Consider the following 15526-nt stretch of genomic DNA (forward strand, 5'->3'; position numbering starts at 1 on the left):
GTTTGATCTGTCCACTGGTGCGATTGTGATTTGCAGCCAGCGACCCAGAGGCTAGGTTGTGCCGTGTCTATCCTTTGTCATTGAATGAATTGCAAGCCATGATGCGTTTCACCTTTTTGCTTTTTCTATGCCTATGTGCGCCTGTTATAGGCCGCAGCGATAGCCACGCGCCCCTTGCGCGTGCCTTTGATGCGATGCGCGCGGGCGACTGGACAGGTGCGCGCACGATTGCGAGCGACGTCAGCCCCGTCGCTTATGATCTGATCGAATGGCATCGCTTGCGCGGCGGGCGCGGCACGGCGGAAGAGGTGCTGCTTTTCCTTGATCTCAACCCTGACTGGCCGGGCCTAGACTGGCTGCGCAAGAAAAGCGAAGCTGCCATGCTGGATGCGAGCGGTGCGGACGTGTTGTTGTTTTTCAAAAACGCTTTGCCGCAAACCCCCGAAGGCGCGCTCGCTCATTCGCGCGCGCTGCGCGCCGGAGGTGATGCAGGCTCTGCCGATGCGGGCCTCGTGTTGGCATGGCGTAGCATGGCCATCGGGGCGCAGACGCATGCGCGGATGCTCGCGGATCATGGCGAGCTGTTGGGCGCGCATCACGTCGCGCGGCTCGATATGGTGCTCTGGCAGGATTGGGACAACAATACCGAGCGCATGTTGCCACTTGTCTCGGAGGCATACCAGAAGCTCGCCAAGGCGCGGATGGGCCTGCGCGCGCGCATTCCCGGCATCGACGCATTGATCGATGCGGTGCCTGCATCGCTGCAAGATGATCCCGGCCTCGCCTATGAGCGGTTCGTGTGGCGCGCGCGCAAGGGCCTGACCGAAGGTGCGGTCGAGCTAGCGCTCAGCGCCAGCAAAAGTGCCAAGTCGCTGGGCGAGCCGGAGGAATGGGCGAACCGTCGCCGTTCGCTCGCTCGGCAATTGATGCGCGACAAGGATCATGCGCTCGCCTACGCGCTCGCTAGTCAGCATCATCTGCGTGAAGGATCTAACTTTGCCGATCTCGAATGGCTAAGCGGCTATCTGGCGCTGCGCTTTCTGAACGATCCTGCCAAGGCGCTGGTGCATTTCAAGGCGCATCAAGGCGCGGTCGTCACGCCCATTTCGCGCGGGCGCGCAGGCTATTGGATCGGGCGCGCCTATCAGGAACTGGGCGATGCCGGTGCTGCCAAAGCCGCCTTTGCAGACGGTGCCGAATATCAATCGAGCTTTTACGGATTGCTGGCCGCCGAACGTGCGGGATTGCCCTTTGATCAAAGCCTTGCAGGCGCAGCCGCCTTGCCCGATTGGCGCGGCGCATCGTTTATGGGTTCAACCGTTTTTCAAGCTGCCGTGCTCGCGCTGCAAGCGGGTGAGCTGACCCTCTCGGAGCGGTTTTTCACCCATCTCACCGAAAGCCTGAGTCCGCTGGAATCGGCGCAACTTGGGCAGGTCGCGCTTGATCTGAACGAGCCGCATATCGCGGTGATGATCGGCAAGCGCGCGGCAAGTGCCGGTGTGACCATCCCCGCGCCTTATTATGCGCTGCATGATCTGGCCAAGACCGAGCATCCGATTGCAACCGAATTTGCGCTCGCTATCGCGCGCCGCGAAAGCGAGTTTGATCCTGTAGTCGTTTCCGGCGCGGGCGCGCGCGGGCTGATGCAGGTGATGCCCGCCACTGCGCAGAACGTGGCTGATGAACTGGGCATTGATTACGCCCGCGAGAAACTGACGGCGGATTGGCGCTACAATACGCGTCTTGGTACGGCCTATCTAGCGCGCCTGTATAAGCAATTTGGCGGCAATCCGGTGATGATTTCCGCAGGTTATAACGCAGGTCCGGGCCGCCCAGTGCGCTGGATGGAGGTTTATGGTGATCCGCGCAAAGGCGAAATCGACGTGGTAGACTGGATTGAACACATCCCGTTTCGCGAAACCCGCAACTATGCGATGCGCGTGACCGAAAGCCTGCCTGTCTACCGCGCGCGCCTTGGTAAAACTGCTTTGCCGATCCCTTTTTCCAAAGAGCTGGTGCAGATGCGCTAGCCCCGCCTTTCCCTTTACGGCGCAATATGCCAAGGTTAGCCCATGAATTTTAATAAATAGTTGTCACGCAAGGGTTACATCCCCTTTAAATGACGGCTTTTGCACTGGTTCTTCTGGGCTATCAGATTAGATGTGCCGTTAAGAACCAGATCTGGGTGGGTATTTTTGTGCGCCATACTTCCGACCACACGCGCCGCGTGATCTTTCCGATTTTTGCGGTTTTTACGTTCTTCATAGCGGGCTGTACGCAGCCAGGGCCAGGCCAGCTTCCCGGCGACGTGTTCGATCCGCATGAAATGGTCAATCGGCAGAACCATGAAGTCAATCGCGCGCTCGACAAGAACCTCGTGCGTCCTGCGGGTGTGGGATATACCAAGGCAATCCCTGATGATCTTGAAGACAGCATCGGGAATTTCTCGTCCAATCTGGGCCTGCCCTCCGCTGTCGTGAACAATCTGTTGCAAGGCAACGTGGAGGGTGCATTTCGCAATACCATTCGCTTCGTGGTGAACACGACGCTTGGATTTGGTGGACTGTTTGATGCCGCTGGCGATTTTGGCATCGACGAGATCGAGGGCGATTTTGGCCAGACCCTATATGTGTGGGGTGTGCCGGAGGGTGCTTATGTAGAGCTACCGCTACTTGGCCCTTCGACAGAGCGCGCAGCAGCGGGCAAGTTGGTGGATCTGTTCTCCAACCCGCTCAGCTATGTTTTGCCGAGCCCTGAAAAATATGTTGGCACTGGCGCGGGCGTTGCGTCAGGGTTGGGCAACCGGGGCCGTTACGCGGATGCGATCGATGCAATACTCTATAATAGCGCCGACAGCTATGCGCAGGCGCGCGGCCTATACTTGCAAAACCGCCGCTTTAAACTGGGCGACGGTGATGCGGCAGAAGAAATCAACCCGTTTGATCTGAACACCGAAGGATTTTGACCATGAGCAATGTCACGAGGCGTCACGCCGCAGGGCTTGTCGGTGCCGGATTGGCCGGCTTGACCCTGACGCCCAGCAGTGCGCTCGCGCTCGACAATGTCAGCGCCAAGCAGTTGGTCGATGAACTGGTCGGCGAGATCAATCGCATCATTGGTTCGGGCAAGTCCGAACAGGCGATGTTTCGCGATTTTGAACGCGTGTTTAGCAAATATGGCGACACATCTTACATAGCGGCCTATGCGATGGGCAACGATGGGCGCCGCGCCAGCGGTGCGCAGAAGAAGGCCTTTTCTGATGCGTTCCAGACCTATATTTCGCGCAAATACGGATCGCGCTTTCGCGAATTCATCGGTGGACGCCTTGAGGTGCAAAGCGTGCGTCCGGTGAAAAGCTGGTTCGAAGTGAAGACCACTGCCTACCTGCGCGGCGAATCTCCCTTTACGGTGACGTTTCTCGTGTCCAACCGCACGGGGCGCGACAAGTTTTTCAACATGTTCATCGAAGGCATCAATTTGCTGCTGACTGAGCGCACGGAAATCGGCGCGATGATTGACCGGCGCGGCGGCAATATCGACGCGATGATCAACGATTTGAAAAATGCTGGCTAACGCCTAGCGATTTTCGCGGTTCTCATCCGACCGGTCTGTGCTACCGCTACTTTGCCCGAAGCCGCGTAGAACCCTTTGCAGCACAGTGTCCGCGATATCATCTGCCGGAATCGGCTCGAAATTCGTGGATGGCGTGCGCAGCGGCGCGCTTGGCGTGGTCATCGGCAAAGCACGCGCAGGCAGGCCCTGATGCACGCGCACCATTACTTCGTGCCAGATTTCCGCAGGAAGGCCCCCGCCAGTCACGCCTGATAGTGGCGTGTTGTCGTCATAGCCCATCCAGACCCCGGCCACATAATCAGCGGTGAAGCCGATGAACCAGGCATCGCGTGCGGCTTGTGTCGTACCAGTTTTACCAGCAGCTTCGCGATCGGCAAGCGCGGCGCGCCGGCCCGTGCCTTGGCTAACCACCTTCTCCATCATGTAGATCAATTGACCTGCCGCATCATCCCGTATGACCCGCTCGCCAATGCCGCCGCCTGTGCCCATCAACGGCTCGCTATCGCCGAGCAGGCTTAGTTCGACCAGCCCATAGGGCGTGACCGAAGATCCGCCGTTCAGGATGCCTGCATAAGCGCCCGTCATTTCAATAAGAGTGCTTTCGGATGCGCCAAGTGCGAGTGCGGGGCCTGCGGCCAGATCGCTTTCGATCCCGAAATCAGAGGCGACTTTGCGCACATTCTCGCGGCCCACTTCCTCCGACAGTTTGACCGCGGGGATGTTGAGCGAGTCTTTGAGCGCATCCGTCAAAGTGACAGAGCCTTTGAAGTCCTTGGTGTAATTCTTTGGCGACCATGGCCCCGAGCCGGGAATGTTGATCGTCAAAGGTGCGTCAACGATGCGGTCATTCGGGCTGTAGCCCAGTTCCATTGCGGTTGCATAGACGAAGGGTTTGAACGCTGATCCGGTCTGTCGCAGCGCTTGCGTGGCGCGGTTGAACCCGCCCGATACCTTGGTTTTTCGCCCGCCGACCATAGCGCGCACTGCGCCGTCTGCGCTCATAACGACGATGGCGGCTTGCGCCTTTGATCCTTCGCGAACCTTTTTTTCAAAGATGAACAGCATCGCCTCTTCGGCTGCGGCCTGCAAACGGCGATCGAGCGTGGTCTTGATGATCACGTCCTCTGTGGTGTCGCGTGTGAAAAATTCCGGTCCGCTGTTCATGACCCAATCTGCGAAATACCCGCCTGCTTTCGCTTCTGCCGCTTCGGAAAGCTGTGCAGGCGCGATGCGCGCGATTTCCGCATCCTTGGCGCTAAGGTAGCCCTGATCTTCCATCAATCCGATGATGACCGTCGCGCGATCTTGCGAGCGGGCTAGATTGTTGGTTGGCGCATAGCGGGTAGGGGCTTTCAGTAGTCCGGCAAGCATGGCAGCCTCCGCCGCATTCACCTCGGCACCGGATTTGCCGAAATAGCGCTGGCTGGCGGCTTCGAACCCACGTGCACCGGCACCAAGGAACGCGCGGTTCATGTAGATGTTCAACACGTCGTCTTTGGTGTATTTCGCTTCCATCGCGAGGGCGAAAATTGCTTCTTTGGCTTTGCGCCACATGGTTGTTCTGCGGCAATCGGCTTCGTATTCCTTTTCGCTCTTCCAGACGCTGGGATCGAAGGGAACGCCGAGGCACAGGAGTTTTGCCGTCTGCTGTGTGATGGTTGAGCCACCATGCCCTGAGAGCGGCCCACGCCCTTCACGAAGGTTAATGCGCACAGCGCTTGCGATGCCGCGAGGGCTAACGCCAAGATGCCAGTAAAAGCGTTTATCTTCGGTTGCGACGATGGCGTTTATCAGGTGCTTAGAGGCGGTATTGGTCGTGATTGCACCGCCAAACTGATCACCGCGCCATGCGAAAACCTCACCGTTGCGATCCATCATTGTTACGGAGCCGCGTGCACGCCCGTCCAAAAGCGCGTCCGGCTCGGGCAATTGTAGCGCAAAATATGTGACGGCGAGGCCTAGAATCACCGCGGTTACAAAGGAAATGCGCCAAATGAAGCCCCATATGAGACGGAAAATCCAACGAAAGAGTGCCAAAATCCAGCCGATTGGTCCGCGCATGGGTTTACGCACTGCACGTTTTTTATGCGGTTTAGCCGCTGGCTTTGGCGATTTTTTGGCGCTGCCATAGCGCTTGTCGGCGACAAGGCGGGGCGTACCCTTTTTCTTTTGAACCATAACTCGAACCTGCTCGGAACTTTATTTTCAATCACCTTAGCGGCTCCTTGAGCGGATGTTGAGGGGCGTTTGCTGTTCTGCGTGATATGCTTTTGCATGAAAATTAAGCAAATTTGCAGTAGCGCTTAGAAATTAATCGCTTTGGCGGCCAATTCACTGCGTCAATCGACCCTTAGCCTTTCAACTGCGCAGCTGCAGCGTTTTGCTGCACTTGCAAACTGAGGGTATCCCCCTCGATCATTCGAAAGGCACATCAGGTGAAACTCATCATAGCAACGATCAAACCGTTCAAATTGGAGGAGGTCCGAGAAGCCCTGACTGGCATCGGCGTGCGCGGCATGATGGTGACCGAGATCAAAGGTTTCGGGGCGCAGTCGGGTCATACGGAAATCTATCGCGGTGCGGAATACGCGGTAAACTTCGTTCCCAAAGTGAAACTGGAGCTCGTGGTGAGCGCCGCCATGGCGGATCAAGTGGTCGAAACCATCACCAATACAGCGCGTACCGGCAAAATCGGTGACGGCAAGATTTTCGTTCTGGACGTCGCCCAAGCAGTGCGCGTTCGGACCGGCGAAACCAATGGCGACGCGATTTAAGCGCGCAACGTGAAGGATACGAAAATGACTTACAAACGAGTAATCGGCGCAACCACCTTGCTGGCAATCTTGCCAGGATTGGCCTTAGCGCAAGAGGCGGACACAACGCCGACAAACGCCGATATCGGCTTTATCTTTACCACCTTCATGTTTCTGGTGTCGGGTTTTCTGGTCTTTTTCATGGCGGCAGGTTTCGCGATGCTCGAGGCGGGGCTCGTGCGCGGTAAGAACGTGGCGATGCAATTGACCAAGAATATGGGCCTCTTCTCTCTTGCGACGCTGGTCTATTATATGATCGGCTACAATTTGATGTATCCAGGCGATGGCTGGTCGATCGAAGGTATTCTGGGCGCCTTTGCCCCGACCGTTCTAGAGCCTGTCGGCCTTGAAGGTGCAGAGCCTGATCTGACCTATGCCTCCGTTGGGTCCGACTTCTTCTTTCAGTTGATGTTCTGCGCTGCGACCGCGTCTATCGTATCGGGTGCTTTGGCGGAGCGGATCAAACTCTGGCCCTTCCTCGTGTTCACCATGATCCTCGTTGGCCTCATCTACCCCATTCAGGCAAGCTGGAAATGGGGTGGTGGTTTCCTTGACGGCATGGGCTTCCAGGACTTTGCAGGTTCGACTGTCGTGCACTCTGTCGGTGGCTGGGCCGCGCTTGCAGGCGCGCTTATCCTTGGGCCGCGTATCGGCAAATATAAAGACGGCCGCACCATTCCTATGCCGGGCAGCAACCTGACGCTTGCGACGCTTGGTACGTTCATTCTGTGGCTCGGTTGGTTCGGTTTCAACGGCGGCTCGCAGCTTTATATGGATAGCGCCGCGAACGTGGCGGACATCTCGCGCATCTTTGCGAACACCAATGCGGCTGCGGCTGGCGGTGCGATCACTGCGATGATTTTAACGCAGCTGCTCTATAAGAAACCTGACCTCACGATGGTTCTGAACGGTGCTTTGGCCGGCCTCGTATCTATCACAGCAGAGCCTCTGACGCCGAGTCTTGGCGTTGCCTCCCTGATCGGTGCCGTCGGCGGTGTGATCGTGGTCTTCGCGGTTCCCTTCCTCGATAAGCTCAAGATCGACGACGTTGTTGGAGCGATTCCTGTGCACCTGTTTGCGGGTATCTGGGGCACGATCGCGGTGACCTTCACCAACGATGCAGCAAGCCTTGGTGTGCAGCTCTATTCCATCTTGGTGGTCGGCGCGTTTGTCTTCGTCGTCTCGGGCGTAGTGTGGTTCATTCTGAAGGCGACGATGGGTATCCGCGTCAGCGAAGAGGATGAAATCACAGGCCTCGATATGACCGAGTTGGGCATGGAAGCCTATCCAGAGTTTGGTCGTGGTTAACAAAAGCGTCTTTATGTGATGTGTGGCCCGGGCAGAAATGCCCGGGTTTTTTCTTGTGCTAGTCGTGGCAGAATCGCGCGTGCACATGCTAAGTGTAGCGGTATGAATGATACCGCCTTCAACATAAGCGATAGACAACCGGTTATCCGCCAGCTTGACGATGCTGCCATCAATCGCATTGCGGCAGGGGAGGTGGTGGAGCGTCCGGCCTCTGCCGTTAAGGAACTGGTTGAAAATGCGATCGATGCTGGCGCACGCCGGATCGAAATTGCCTATGCCGATGGTGGCAAGACATTGATCCGCGTCGTTGATGATGGCTGTGGAATCGTGCCGGAGGCCTTGCCGCTGGCCCTGTCGCGTCATGCGACGTCGAAGATTGACGGCAGTGATCTGCTCAATATCCACACTTTTGGATTTCGCGGTGAGGCGCTGCCCTCGCTGGGGGCGGTTGGGCGACTAACGATTACCTCGCGCGCCGAGGGGCATTCTGCGCATGAGATTTCCGTTTCCGGCGGTGCGATGAGCGCGGTTAAGCCAGCAGCTTTGAGCAAAGGCTCTGTCGTCGAATTGCGTGATCTGTTCTATGCGACCCCTGCGCGCTTGAAATTCATGCGCACGGACCGTGCGGAATCCCAAGCGATCACGGATGTGGTCAAGCGTTTGGCGATGGCGGAGCCTTTCGTCGGTTTCGCGCTGCGCGATGTGACAGGCGGTGGAGAGGGGCGCGTGACTTTCCGCGTCGATGCGGAAAACGGCGATTTGTTTGATGCGCTGCATGGTCGCCTTGCGCGTATTCTGGGCACCGAATTCGCCGAAAACTCCCTGCGCATTGATGCAGAGCGCGAGGGACTTCACCTGACGGGTTTCGCTGCCTTGCCGACTTATTCGCGCGGCTCTGCGGTGGCGCAGTATCTGTTCGTCAATGGGCGTCCTGTTCGCGATAAACTGCTCGTTGGTGCGCTGCGCGGCGCCTATTTTGACTTCCTGTCGCGTGATCGCCATCCGGCGGCTGCGCTGTTCCTTGATTGCGATCCGCATCTGGTCGATGTGAACGTGCATCCCGCGAAATCCGAAGTGCGCTTTCGTGATCCCGGCATGGCGCGCGGATTGATCGTTTCTGCGCTGCGCCATGCGCTTGCGGAGGCAGGGCATCGCGCTTCCTCAACTGTGGCAGGCGCAACTTTGGGCGCGATGCGGCCAGAGCAAACCGGCCCTGCGCGCGTCTATCAAATGGACCGACCGTCGCAGGGGGCGTTACGATCGAGCTATCAGGCCCAAGCCCCGGGGTTTGAAGAAACCGCAGGGGTGTTCAGCCGCGTCGATGTTGTTGAAGCCGCGCAGCAAGACACGCCAGCAGAGCAATTTCCGCTGGGCGCCGCGCGCGGGCAGGTGCACGAGAATTACATCATCGCGCAAACGGCGGATGGCATGGTGATCGTCGATCAGCATGCCGCGCATGAGCGGTTGGTTTATGAGAAGCTAAAGAAGCAGATGGCGGCAAATGGCGTTGCGGCGCAGGCATTGTTGATCCCCGAAATCGTCGAAATGTCGGACGGCGATTGCGCGCGTCTTATGGAGATTGCACCGGAGTTGTCTAAGCTGGGCCTTGGTATCGAACCGTTCGGCGGCGGCGCGATTGCGGTGCGTGAAACCCCTGCGATCCTCGGTGAAGTGAACGCCAAAGCGATGCTGCTCGATATTCTGGACGAGTTGGCAGACCAAGGCGAAAGCATTGCGGTGCAGGCCAAGATCGAAGCGATCCTGAGCCGCGTCGCCTGTCACGGCTCGATCCGCTCGGGTCGCTGGATGCGAGCCGAAGAAATGAATGCGCTTTTGCGCGAAATGGAAGCAACGCCCCATTCGGGCCAATGCAACCATGGACGACCCACTTACGTTGAATTGAAACTTAACGATATCGAACGCCTGTTCGGACGGACCTGATGACAATCAATTTGGAAGATCCGCTTGTCTTGGCCGCAATTGCCGTTGGTGCAGGTTTTCTGCTCATTGTCTTGCTGTTGATCCTAGCACTTCGCGCTGCCGGACGCTCTGCGCGCATGACGGCCCCTTTGGCAAACCAGATGGGGATGTTGGGGCAGCGCGTGCAAATGCTTTCGGATGGTCAACAGCAACTCGCGGGCGGCTTGAATCATGTTTCCGAAGCGCAGGCCGCGTCACAGGCAAATATGCTGCAATTGATGGAGCAGCGACTGACGCAAGTCAGCAGCACGATGAACGAGAACCTGCACGGATCGGCGCGGCGCACGGCGCAAAGCCTTGGTGAATTGCAGCAACGCCTGCTTGCCATCGACAAGGCACAGGACAATATCACCAAACTTTCGGGCGATGTATTGAGCCTTCAGGATATCCTGAGCAACAAGCAAACGCGCGGGGCGTTTGGGGAAATCCAGCTTAAGGATATTGTCTCCAAGGCGCTGCCCGCGGACAGTTACACGTGGCAGGCGACGCTATCCAACGGCAAGCGCGCGGATTGCTTGATCCATCTGCCCAACCCACCTGGGCCGATTGTCGTGGACAGTAAATTTCCACTGGAAGCTTATGAGGCGCTGCGCAACGCAGAGACGCAGCAGCAGCTAAACGATGCTGCGCGGATGATGCGCGGCGCGGTCAAGGCGCATATCAAGGCGATTTCGGAGAAGTATATTCTGGACGGTGAAACCGCCGATGGCGCGTTGATGTTCCTGCCCTCCGAAGCGGTCTATGCAGAGCTACATGGTAATTTCCCCGAACTCGTGCGCGAGGGGTTTGCCGCCCGTGTCTGGATCGTTTCGCCGACGACCTGCATGGCGACGCTTCACACGATGCGCGCGATCTTGAAAGATGCACGCATGCGCGAACAGGCGGGGGCGATCCGCCGTGAACTAGGTTTGCTGTTCGGGGATGTGGAACGCCTTGGTGCGCGGGTCGAAAACCTTGATCGTCACTTTGGCCAAGCGGCCAAAGATATCGCAGAGATCAAGATAAGCTCTGACAAGGCCGGCCGCCGTGCGCGCCGCCTTGATAACTTTGATTTCGAAGAACTGGCGCCGGAACCGGAAAGCACTGTGGTGCCGATTGCTCCGCCGAAGCCTTAAATCCGCAGGAACCGCTGTGCGAGGCGCGGGATGAATGCGTTAAACTTTAGCGGTGCATCTGTCGCTGCGAGGCAGATACAATCCATGCCGATGTCGGCAACGGGCGTGTGCTGCAAATCTTCATTCGCCACTTCCACATCGCCGCGCGCGAAACGATCTTCGTCATCGCTGAACGCGCCTTGCAGAACCAGCGTAAGTTCCGTGCCGCGATGCCCATGATCGGGCACAGCGCTGCCCGCAGGGATATAAAGAAGGCGTGCGGTTGCGTCCGAAGATGTGGGCAAGATTGCCTGTTTCACGCCCATCCCGATGGAGCGCCATTTGATCGCGTCCAGATCGCCGCCAACGTAATCTTGCAGCGGCGAGGGTAGAGTGCCACTGGACAGACGCGGCATCTGTTTCGTGGTTGCCGGGCCTTGTGCGATCAGGCGCATCGTCGCTTCGAGCGAGTCCACCGAGAGCGCGGCAGCCCTTGCATCTTCGACCATGCAGCCACCGACAGCATCGAAGCTGTCTATCTCCGCGCGACAGCCGTCACACATGGAGACATGGGTCGCAACCACAAGCGCGAAGGCTTCGGGCAACGTGCCTGCGGAATAGGCCATCATCAATTCGGGCGTGAGGTGGTGATTTATCATCTGCTTCATCTCATTCAATTCATTGCGTGGCGTAGCCGGTCTAGCGCCAACCTAATGCGGGATTTGATCGTGCCCAGTGGAAGGCCGGTTATTTCTGCAATTTCGCTATGTGAGAGGTCACCGAAATAGGCTTGCTCGATTAATTTTCTCTGTTTGTCGGGCAGTTGTTTGATCGCATCTGCCAGTTGTTCTGTTTCTTGCCGCAGGCCAATCGCATCGGCTTGGTCCGGCTCTGCTTCGGGTCCCCAAGGTAGATCTTCAGGCTCGGGTCTGCGCATCTTGCGCAGGGCGTCGATCTTTTTGTTGCGCGCGATCGTAAAGATCCATGTGGCCACGCTGGCGCGGGCGGGATCGAACATATGCGCTTTGCGCCACAAGGTCGCCATGACCTCTTGGGTACATTCCTCTGCCAGCGACGCATCTGCGCCACTTTTCATCAAAAACCCTTTAACACGCGGGGCGAAATGGGCAAAGAGATCGGCGAAAGCCACCTGATCCTGCTTGTCCCTGATCGCAATGATATGCGCGGTCCAGTCTTTGGTTGTGCTGCTCACGTTCGGTTTTCCGGTCTGGCTTGTCGCTTCCCGATACACCGCGCTGTGGGCGCGAAACTCGGAGGGAGCGATCGGTCGTTCCATGGTGTTAACACTTGTCAGCATACAATTGTTACGCAGTGCTTGGCCATCTGGATCACACGAATTGTTATTTTTTTCTTCTTTTTCATCCGTTTGCCGCACCGGTGCGTAACACTGTCTAGAACGCAACTTACTTAACACCCAGAGGACGACCCTGTATGCCATTCGAATCCGGCCCAAGAGCGAACAAGAACATTGCCGTCATCGGTGCAGGTATTTCCGGATTGGGCGCTGCGCATATGCTTGGGGGCGATAATCGCGTCACGCTTTTTGAAGCGGAGCCGCGCCTTGGTGGGCATGCGCGCACGATCATGGCGGGCCAAAACGGTATGCAGCCTGTTGATACAGGCTTTATCGTGTTCAACTACGCGAACTACCCACATCTTGCCGCGCTGTTCGCGGAGCTGGATGTGCCAGTGGTTAAGTCGAGCATGAGTTTTGGCGCTTCGATCGATGGAGGTCGATTTGAGTACGGTCTTGCGTCGGTACGTGCAGTCTTTGCGCAGAGCAAGAACGCGCTTGATCCGCGCTTCCTGCGCATGTTGCGCGATATCACGCGTTTTAACGCCAAAGGTTATGATCTGGCCGCCGCTAACCGAGATATGACCATCGGCGATTTTCTGAATGCGCTTGGCGTCGGGCGGTACTTTCGCAATTATTACCTCGCGCCTTTGTCTGGGGCGATCTGGTCCACGCCCACCGACAAGATCATGGATTTTCCAGCTTATGCGATGATGGAATTCTTCAAGAACCACGCGCTTTTGGGCGTGACGGGCCAGCACCAGTGGTACACGGTGAACGGTGGCTCTAGCGAATATGTGCGCCGCGTTGAAACGTCGCTCAAGGCGAAGGGCGTCGCGCTGCGCCTTGGTTGCCCGATTGATGCGGTGCGCCGTGTGGATGGCGCGGTCGAGATAAAGGCGCAAGGCGGCGGTTGGGAGGGGTTCGACGAAGTGATCTTTGCCACGCATTCCGACGATAGCCTGCGTTTGCTAGCCGATCCAAGCGAAGCGGAGCGCTTAGCGCTGTCCAAAATCGCCTACCAGCCTAATGATATTATTTTGCACGCTGACGCGTCTGTCATGCCCAAGCGCAAAGTGTGCTGGTCTTCGTGGAATTATACCGAAGAAGCGGGCAAGCCGAATGATCGTATTGATCTGACCTATTGGATGAATTCGCTTCAGCCTATTCCGGCAAATGATCCGCATTTCGTCACGCTGAACACCAATCGCACAATTCGCGAGAATTTGATCTATGATCAGGTTACGCTGCGCCACCCGGTCTATGATTTGGCCGCGCTAGACGGCCAGCGCGAGGTGGCACAAATGAATGGTATGAACAAAACATGGTTCTGTGGCGCGTGGATGAAAAATGGCTTTCACGAGGACGGATTGTCCAGTGCGGTCGACGTGGTCGAGGCGATGCGCAGCGCGGATGCGATGGGGATCGCCGCACAATGAACGAAGTGCAGCACATAGCGGGTCACACCTACCACGGGCGCAAAGGCGATATCGCCAATGCGTTCCGCTATAGCGTGGATTATGTGCTGCTGGATATGGAGCGCGAGATGCGCGCGCCGCGCTTGTTTTCGCGAAACCGCGGCAATCTGACAGCGCTTTATGATGGCGATCATGGGGGCGTGCCCAAGGCGGGAACGGGTGCTGCGTGGGTGCGTTCGATCCTTGAAGCCAACGGTTTGGATTGCCCGGGCAGCGTCCAATTACTGGCCCAGCCACGCGTTTTGGGGCATGTGTTCAATCCGGTGTGTTTCTGGCTTTGCCATGACGCGGACGCGCAGCTTTGCGTGGTGATCGCGGAGGTCACGAATACCTATGGTGACCGTCACAGCTATCTGTGCCACCACGATGATCTGCGCCCGATTCTGCCAAGCGACCGTTTAAAATCGCGTAAATTGATGCACGTATCCCCGTTTCAGCCTGTCGAGGGTGGATATGAATTCCGTTTTGATATCACACCAGCGCGCATTGGGGTTGTGATTGACTACACCAGCCAGGTAGGCGGCTTGATTGCGACGCTGACAGGGCCATGCGCGCCGCTTACGAATTCTGCCATACTGCGGTTCTGCCTGCGTCGCCCTTTTGGGTCGCGCCGTGTTTTGACGTTGATCCACTGGCAAGCGCTGAAACTTTGGTGGAAGGGCGCGGGGTTCAAGAACCGGCCCGAGCCACCCGCAAGCGAAGTGTCCTGATGGTCGAGACCACTCTTAATGCGGTGCCGGCGCGAACGCGCGGCCTTGGCGGCTATGCGCTTTTTGCTGCGCTTTTGTCGGCGGCGGGTCTCCCGATCTATATTCATGCACCAAAGTTCTATGTGGATGAGTTCGGAGTCTCTTTGGGGGCTTTGGGCGCGGTCCTTTTCGCGCTGCGTTTGCTGGACGTGGTGCAAGATCCCCTGCTCGGAAAGCTCGCGGCGATGACAGCCTCGGCGCGCCGGTTCGCAGTAGCAATCGGGGTGGCGGTGCTTTGCATCGGCATGACAGGTTTGTTCGCGATACCGCCTTTCTTTTCGCCGGTGATCTGGTTTGCATTGACGCTGACATTGGTCTTTTCCGCCTTCAGTTTCTTGACCATTTCCTTTTATGCCCAAGGGGTTGCCAAGGCAGATAAAATGCACGGCAGTGGCCATCTTCGGCTTGCCCGTTGGCGCGAAACCGGCGCGCTCTTGGGTGTGTGTGCTGCCTCGATTGCGCCGTTTCTATTGATCACAGTAATGGATGCGCCGTTCACAGGTTTTGCCATCGGTTTCGCGGTGCTTGGTCTTTGCGCCGCTGCTTTGATGCAGGCGGAGTGGAGTAGCGCTGCCCCGCCAAAAAGTCTAGGTTTTGCAGTGGTCTTGCAAGACAGCCAAGCGCGCCGATTGTTGTTGATTGCGCTGGTAAACGCTGCACCTGTTGCGGTTAGCTCGACATTGTTTTTGTTCTTCGTGGAAAGCCGCCTCGATGCTCCGGGGCAAGAGGGTGTGCTGTTGTTGCTTTTCTTCCTTAGCGCGGCTGGGGCGGCACCGATTTGGGGTTTTTGGGCGCAAAAATACGGAATTAGACCAGTTCTTTTGACGGCGATGGTGCTCGCCGTGTTTGCCTTTGGCTTCGCAATGACGCTAGAGGCGGGAGATGTTGCAATGTTTACGCTGATCTGCATCGCAACAGGGGCGGCGATGGGGGCAGACCTCACGCTACTTCCCGCGGCTTTTGCGTCCCGCATGGCGAAGATTGCGCCAAACGCAGCGGAGGGTTTCGGGCTTTGGGCGTTTGTGTCCAAACTCTCGCTCGCCTTCGCCGCCGTGCTGCTGCTTCCGATGCTCGAGCGTAGCGGATTTACCTCTGGAGGCGTCAACTCTGACGCCTCCCTCTGGCTTTTGACCTTGCTTTACGCGGGCGTGCCTTGCGCGCTGAAAGTGCTGGCAATCGGGCTCTTGTCTACAACGAAATTAGAAGAAGGATGATG

Annotated in this window: 13 protein-coding genes; 10 read left to right on the top strand and 3 right to left on the bottom strand. The window is 57.4% G+C overall.

Features of this window, described 5'->3' with window-relative positions:
• Window positions 1-98: 98 nt before the first annotated feature.
• The 3 genes from B9P63_RS16260 to B9P63_RS16270 all read left to right on the top strand — a co-directional run bounded on the left by B9P63_RS16260 (window position 99) and on the right by B9P63_RS16270 (window position 3573).
• Window positions 99-2030, top strand: a complete 1932-nt coding sequence (locus tag B9P63_RS16260; protein ID WP_085310726.1) for a lytic transglycosylase domain-containing protein — start codon at window positions 99-101, stop codon at window positions 2028-2030.
• A gap of 89 nt (window positions 2031-2119) precedes the next feature.
• Complete coding sequence (locus tag B9P63_RS16265) at window positions 2120-2965, top strand: MlaA family lipoprotein (RefSeq protein ID WP_085310728.1); 846 nt, start codon at window positions 2120-2122, stop codon at window positions 2963-2965.
• A gap of 2 nt (window positions 2966-2967) precedes the next feature.
• Complete coding sequence (locus B9P63_RS16270; protein WP_085310730.1) at window positions 2968-3573, top strand: MlaC/ttg2D family ABC transporter substrate-binding protein; 606 nt, start codon at window positions 2968-2970, stop codon at window positions 3571-3573.
• A 3-nt stretch (window positions 3574-3576) separates the two neighbouring features.
• Here B9P63_RS16270 and B9P63_RS16275 read toward each other — a convergent pair whose 3' ends face one another.
• Window positions 3577-5751, bottom strand: a complete 2175-nt coding sequence (locus B9P63_RS16275) for a transglycosylase domain-containing protein (RefSeq protein ID WP_085310732.1) — start codon at window positions 5749-5751, stop codon at window positions 3577-3579.
• A 257-nt stretch (window positions 5752-6008) separates the two neighbouring features.
• Here B9P63_RS16275 and B9P63_RS16280 point away from each other — a divergent pair, with 257 nt between their 5' ends.
• From B9P63_RS16280 to B9P63_RS16295, 4 genes are all read left to right on the top strand, one after another.
• Complete coding sequence (locus tag B9P63_RS16280) at window positions 6009-6347, top strand: P-II family nitrogen regulator (RefSeq protein ID WP_085310734.1); 339 nt, start codon at window positions 6009-6011, stop codon at window positions 6345-6347.
• Window positions 6348-6371: 24 nt separating this feature from the next.
• Window positions 6372-7694, top strand: a complete 1323-nt coding sequence (locus tag B9P63_RS16285) for an ammonium transporter (RefSeq protein ID WP_085310736.1) — start codon at window positions 6372-6374, stop codon at window positions 7692-7694.
• Between the two features lie 102 nt (window positions 7695-7796).
• Window positions 7797-9635 (top strand): DNA mismatch repair endonuclease MutL, encoded by a 1839-nt coding sequence (gene mutL / locus B9P63_RS16290; protein WP_085310738.1) that lies wholly within the window; start codon window positions 7797-7799, stop codon window positions 9633-9635.
• Complete coding sequence (locus B9P63_RS16295; RefSeq protein WP_085310740.1) at window positions 9635-10789, top strand: DNA recombination protein RmuC; 1155 nt, start codon at window positions 9635-9637, stop codon at window positions 10787-10789. Before mutL ends, B9P63_RS16295 begins: the two co-directional genes overlap by 1 nt.
• Here B9P63_RS16295 and B9P63_RS16300 read toward each other — a convergent pair.
• Window positions 10786-11436 carry a ChrR family anti-sigma-E factor gene (locus tag B9P63_RS16300; protein ID WP_085310742.1) on the bottom strand — a complete coding sequence of 217 codons (651 nt, stop codon included), beginning with the start codon at window positions 11434-11436 and terminating at the stop codon, window positions 10786-10788. The genes B9P63_RS16295 and B9P63_RS16300 overlap by 4 nt on opposite strands.
• Before the next feature lie 5 nt (window positions 11437-11441).
• Complete coding sequence (locus B9P63_RS16305; RefSeq protein WP_085310744.1) at window positions 11442-12065, bottom strand: sigma-70 family RNA polymerase sigma factor; 624 nt, start codon at window positions 12063-12065, stop codon at window positions 11442-11444.
• Window positions 12066-12220: 155 nt separating this feature from the next.
• On the opposite strand from B9P63_RS16305, the gene B9P63_RS16310 reads away from it, so the two are divergent.
• From B9P63_RS16310 to B9P63_RS16320, 3 genes are read left to right on the top strand one after another with little or no spacing between them, the layout of a single operon-like run.
• On the top strand, window positions 12221-13522 hold the full coding sequence (locus B9P63_RS16310; protein WP_085310745.1) for an NAD(P)/FAD-dependent oxidoreductase: 1302 nt from the start codon (window positions 12221-12223) through the stop codon (window positions 13520-13522).
• On the top strand, window positions 13519-14271 hold the full coding sequence (locus tag B9P63_RS16315; protein ID WP_085310747.1) for a DUF1365 domain-containing protein: 753 nt from the start codon (window positions 13519-13521) through the stop codon (window positions 14269-14271). The genes B9P63_RS16310 and B9P63_RS16315 overlap by 4 nt, the downstream gene beginning before the upstream one ends.
• A complete protein-coding gene (locus tag B9P63_RS16320; protein ID WP_085310749.1) occupies window positions 14271-15524 on the top strand; it encodes an MFS transporter in 1254 nt (417 codons plus the stop codon). The genes B9P63_RS16315 and B9P63_RS16320 overlap by 1 nt, the downstream gene beginning before the upstream one ends.
• Window positions 15525-15526 lie beyond the last annotated feature (2 nt).

It is taken from the genome of Planktotalea arctica (genome assembly GCF_002105285.1).
Taxonomy (GTDB): domain Bacteria; phylum Pseudomonadota; class Alphaproteobacteria; order Rhodobacterales; family Rhodobacteraceae; genus Planktotalea; species Planktotalea arctica.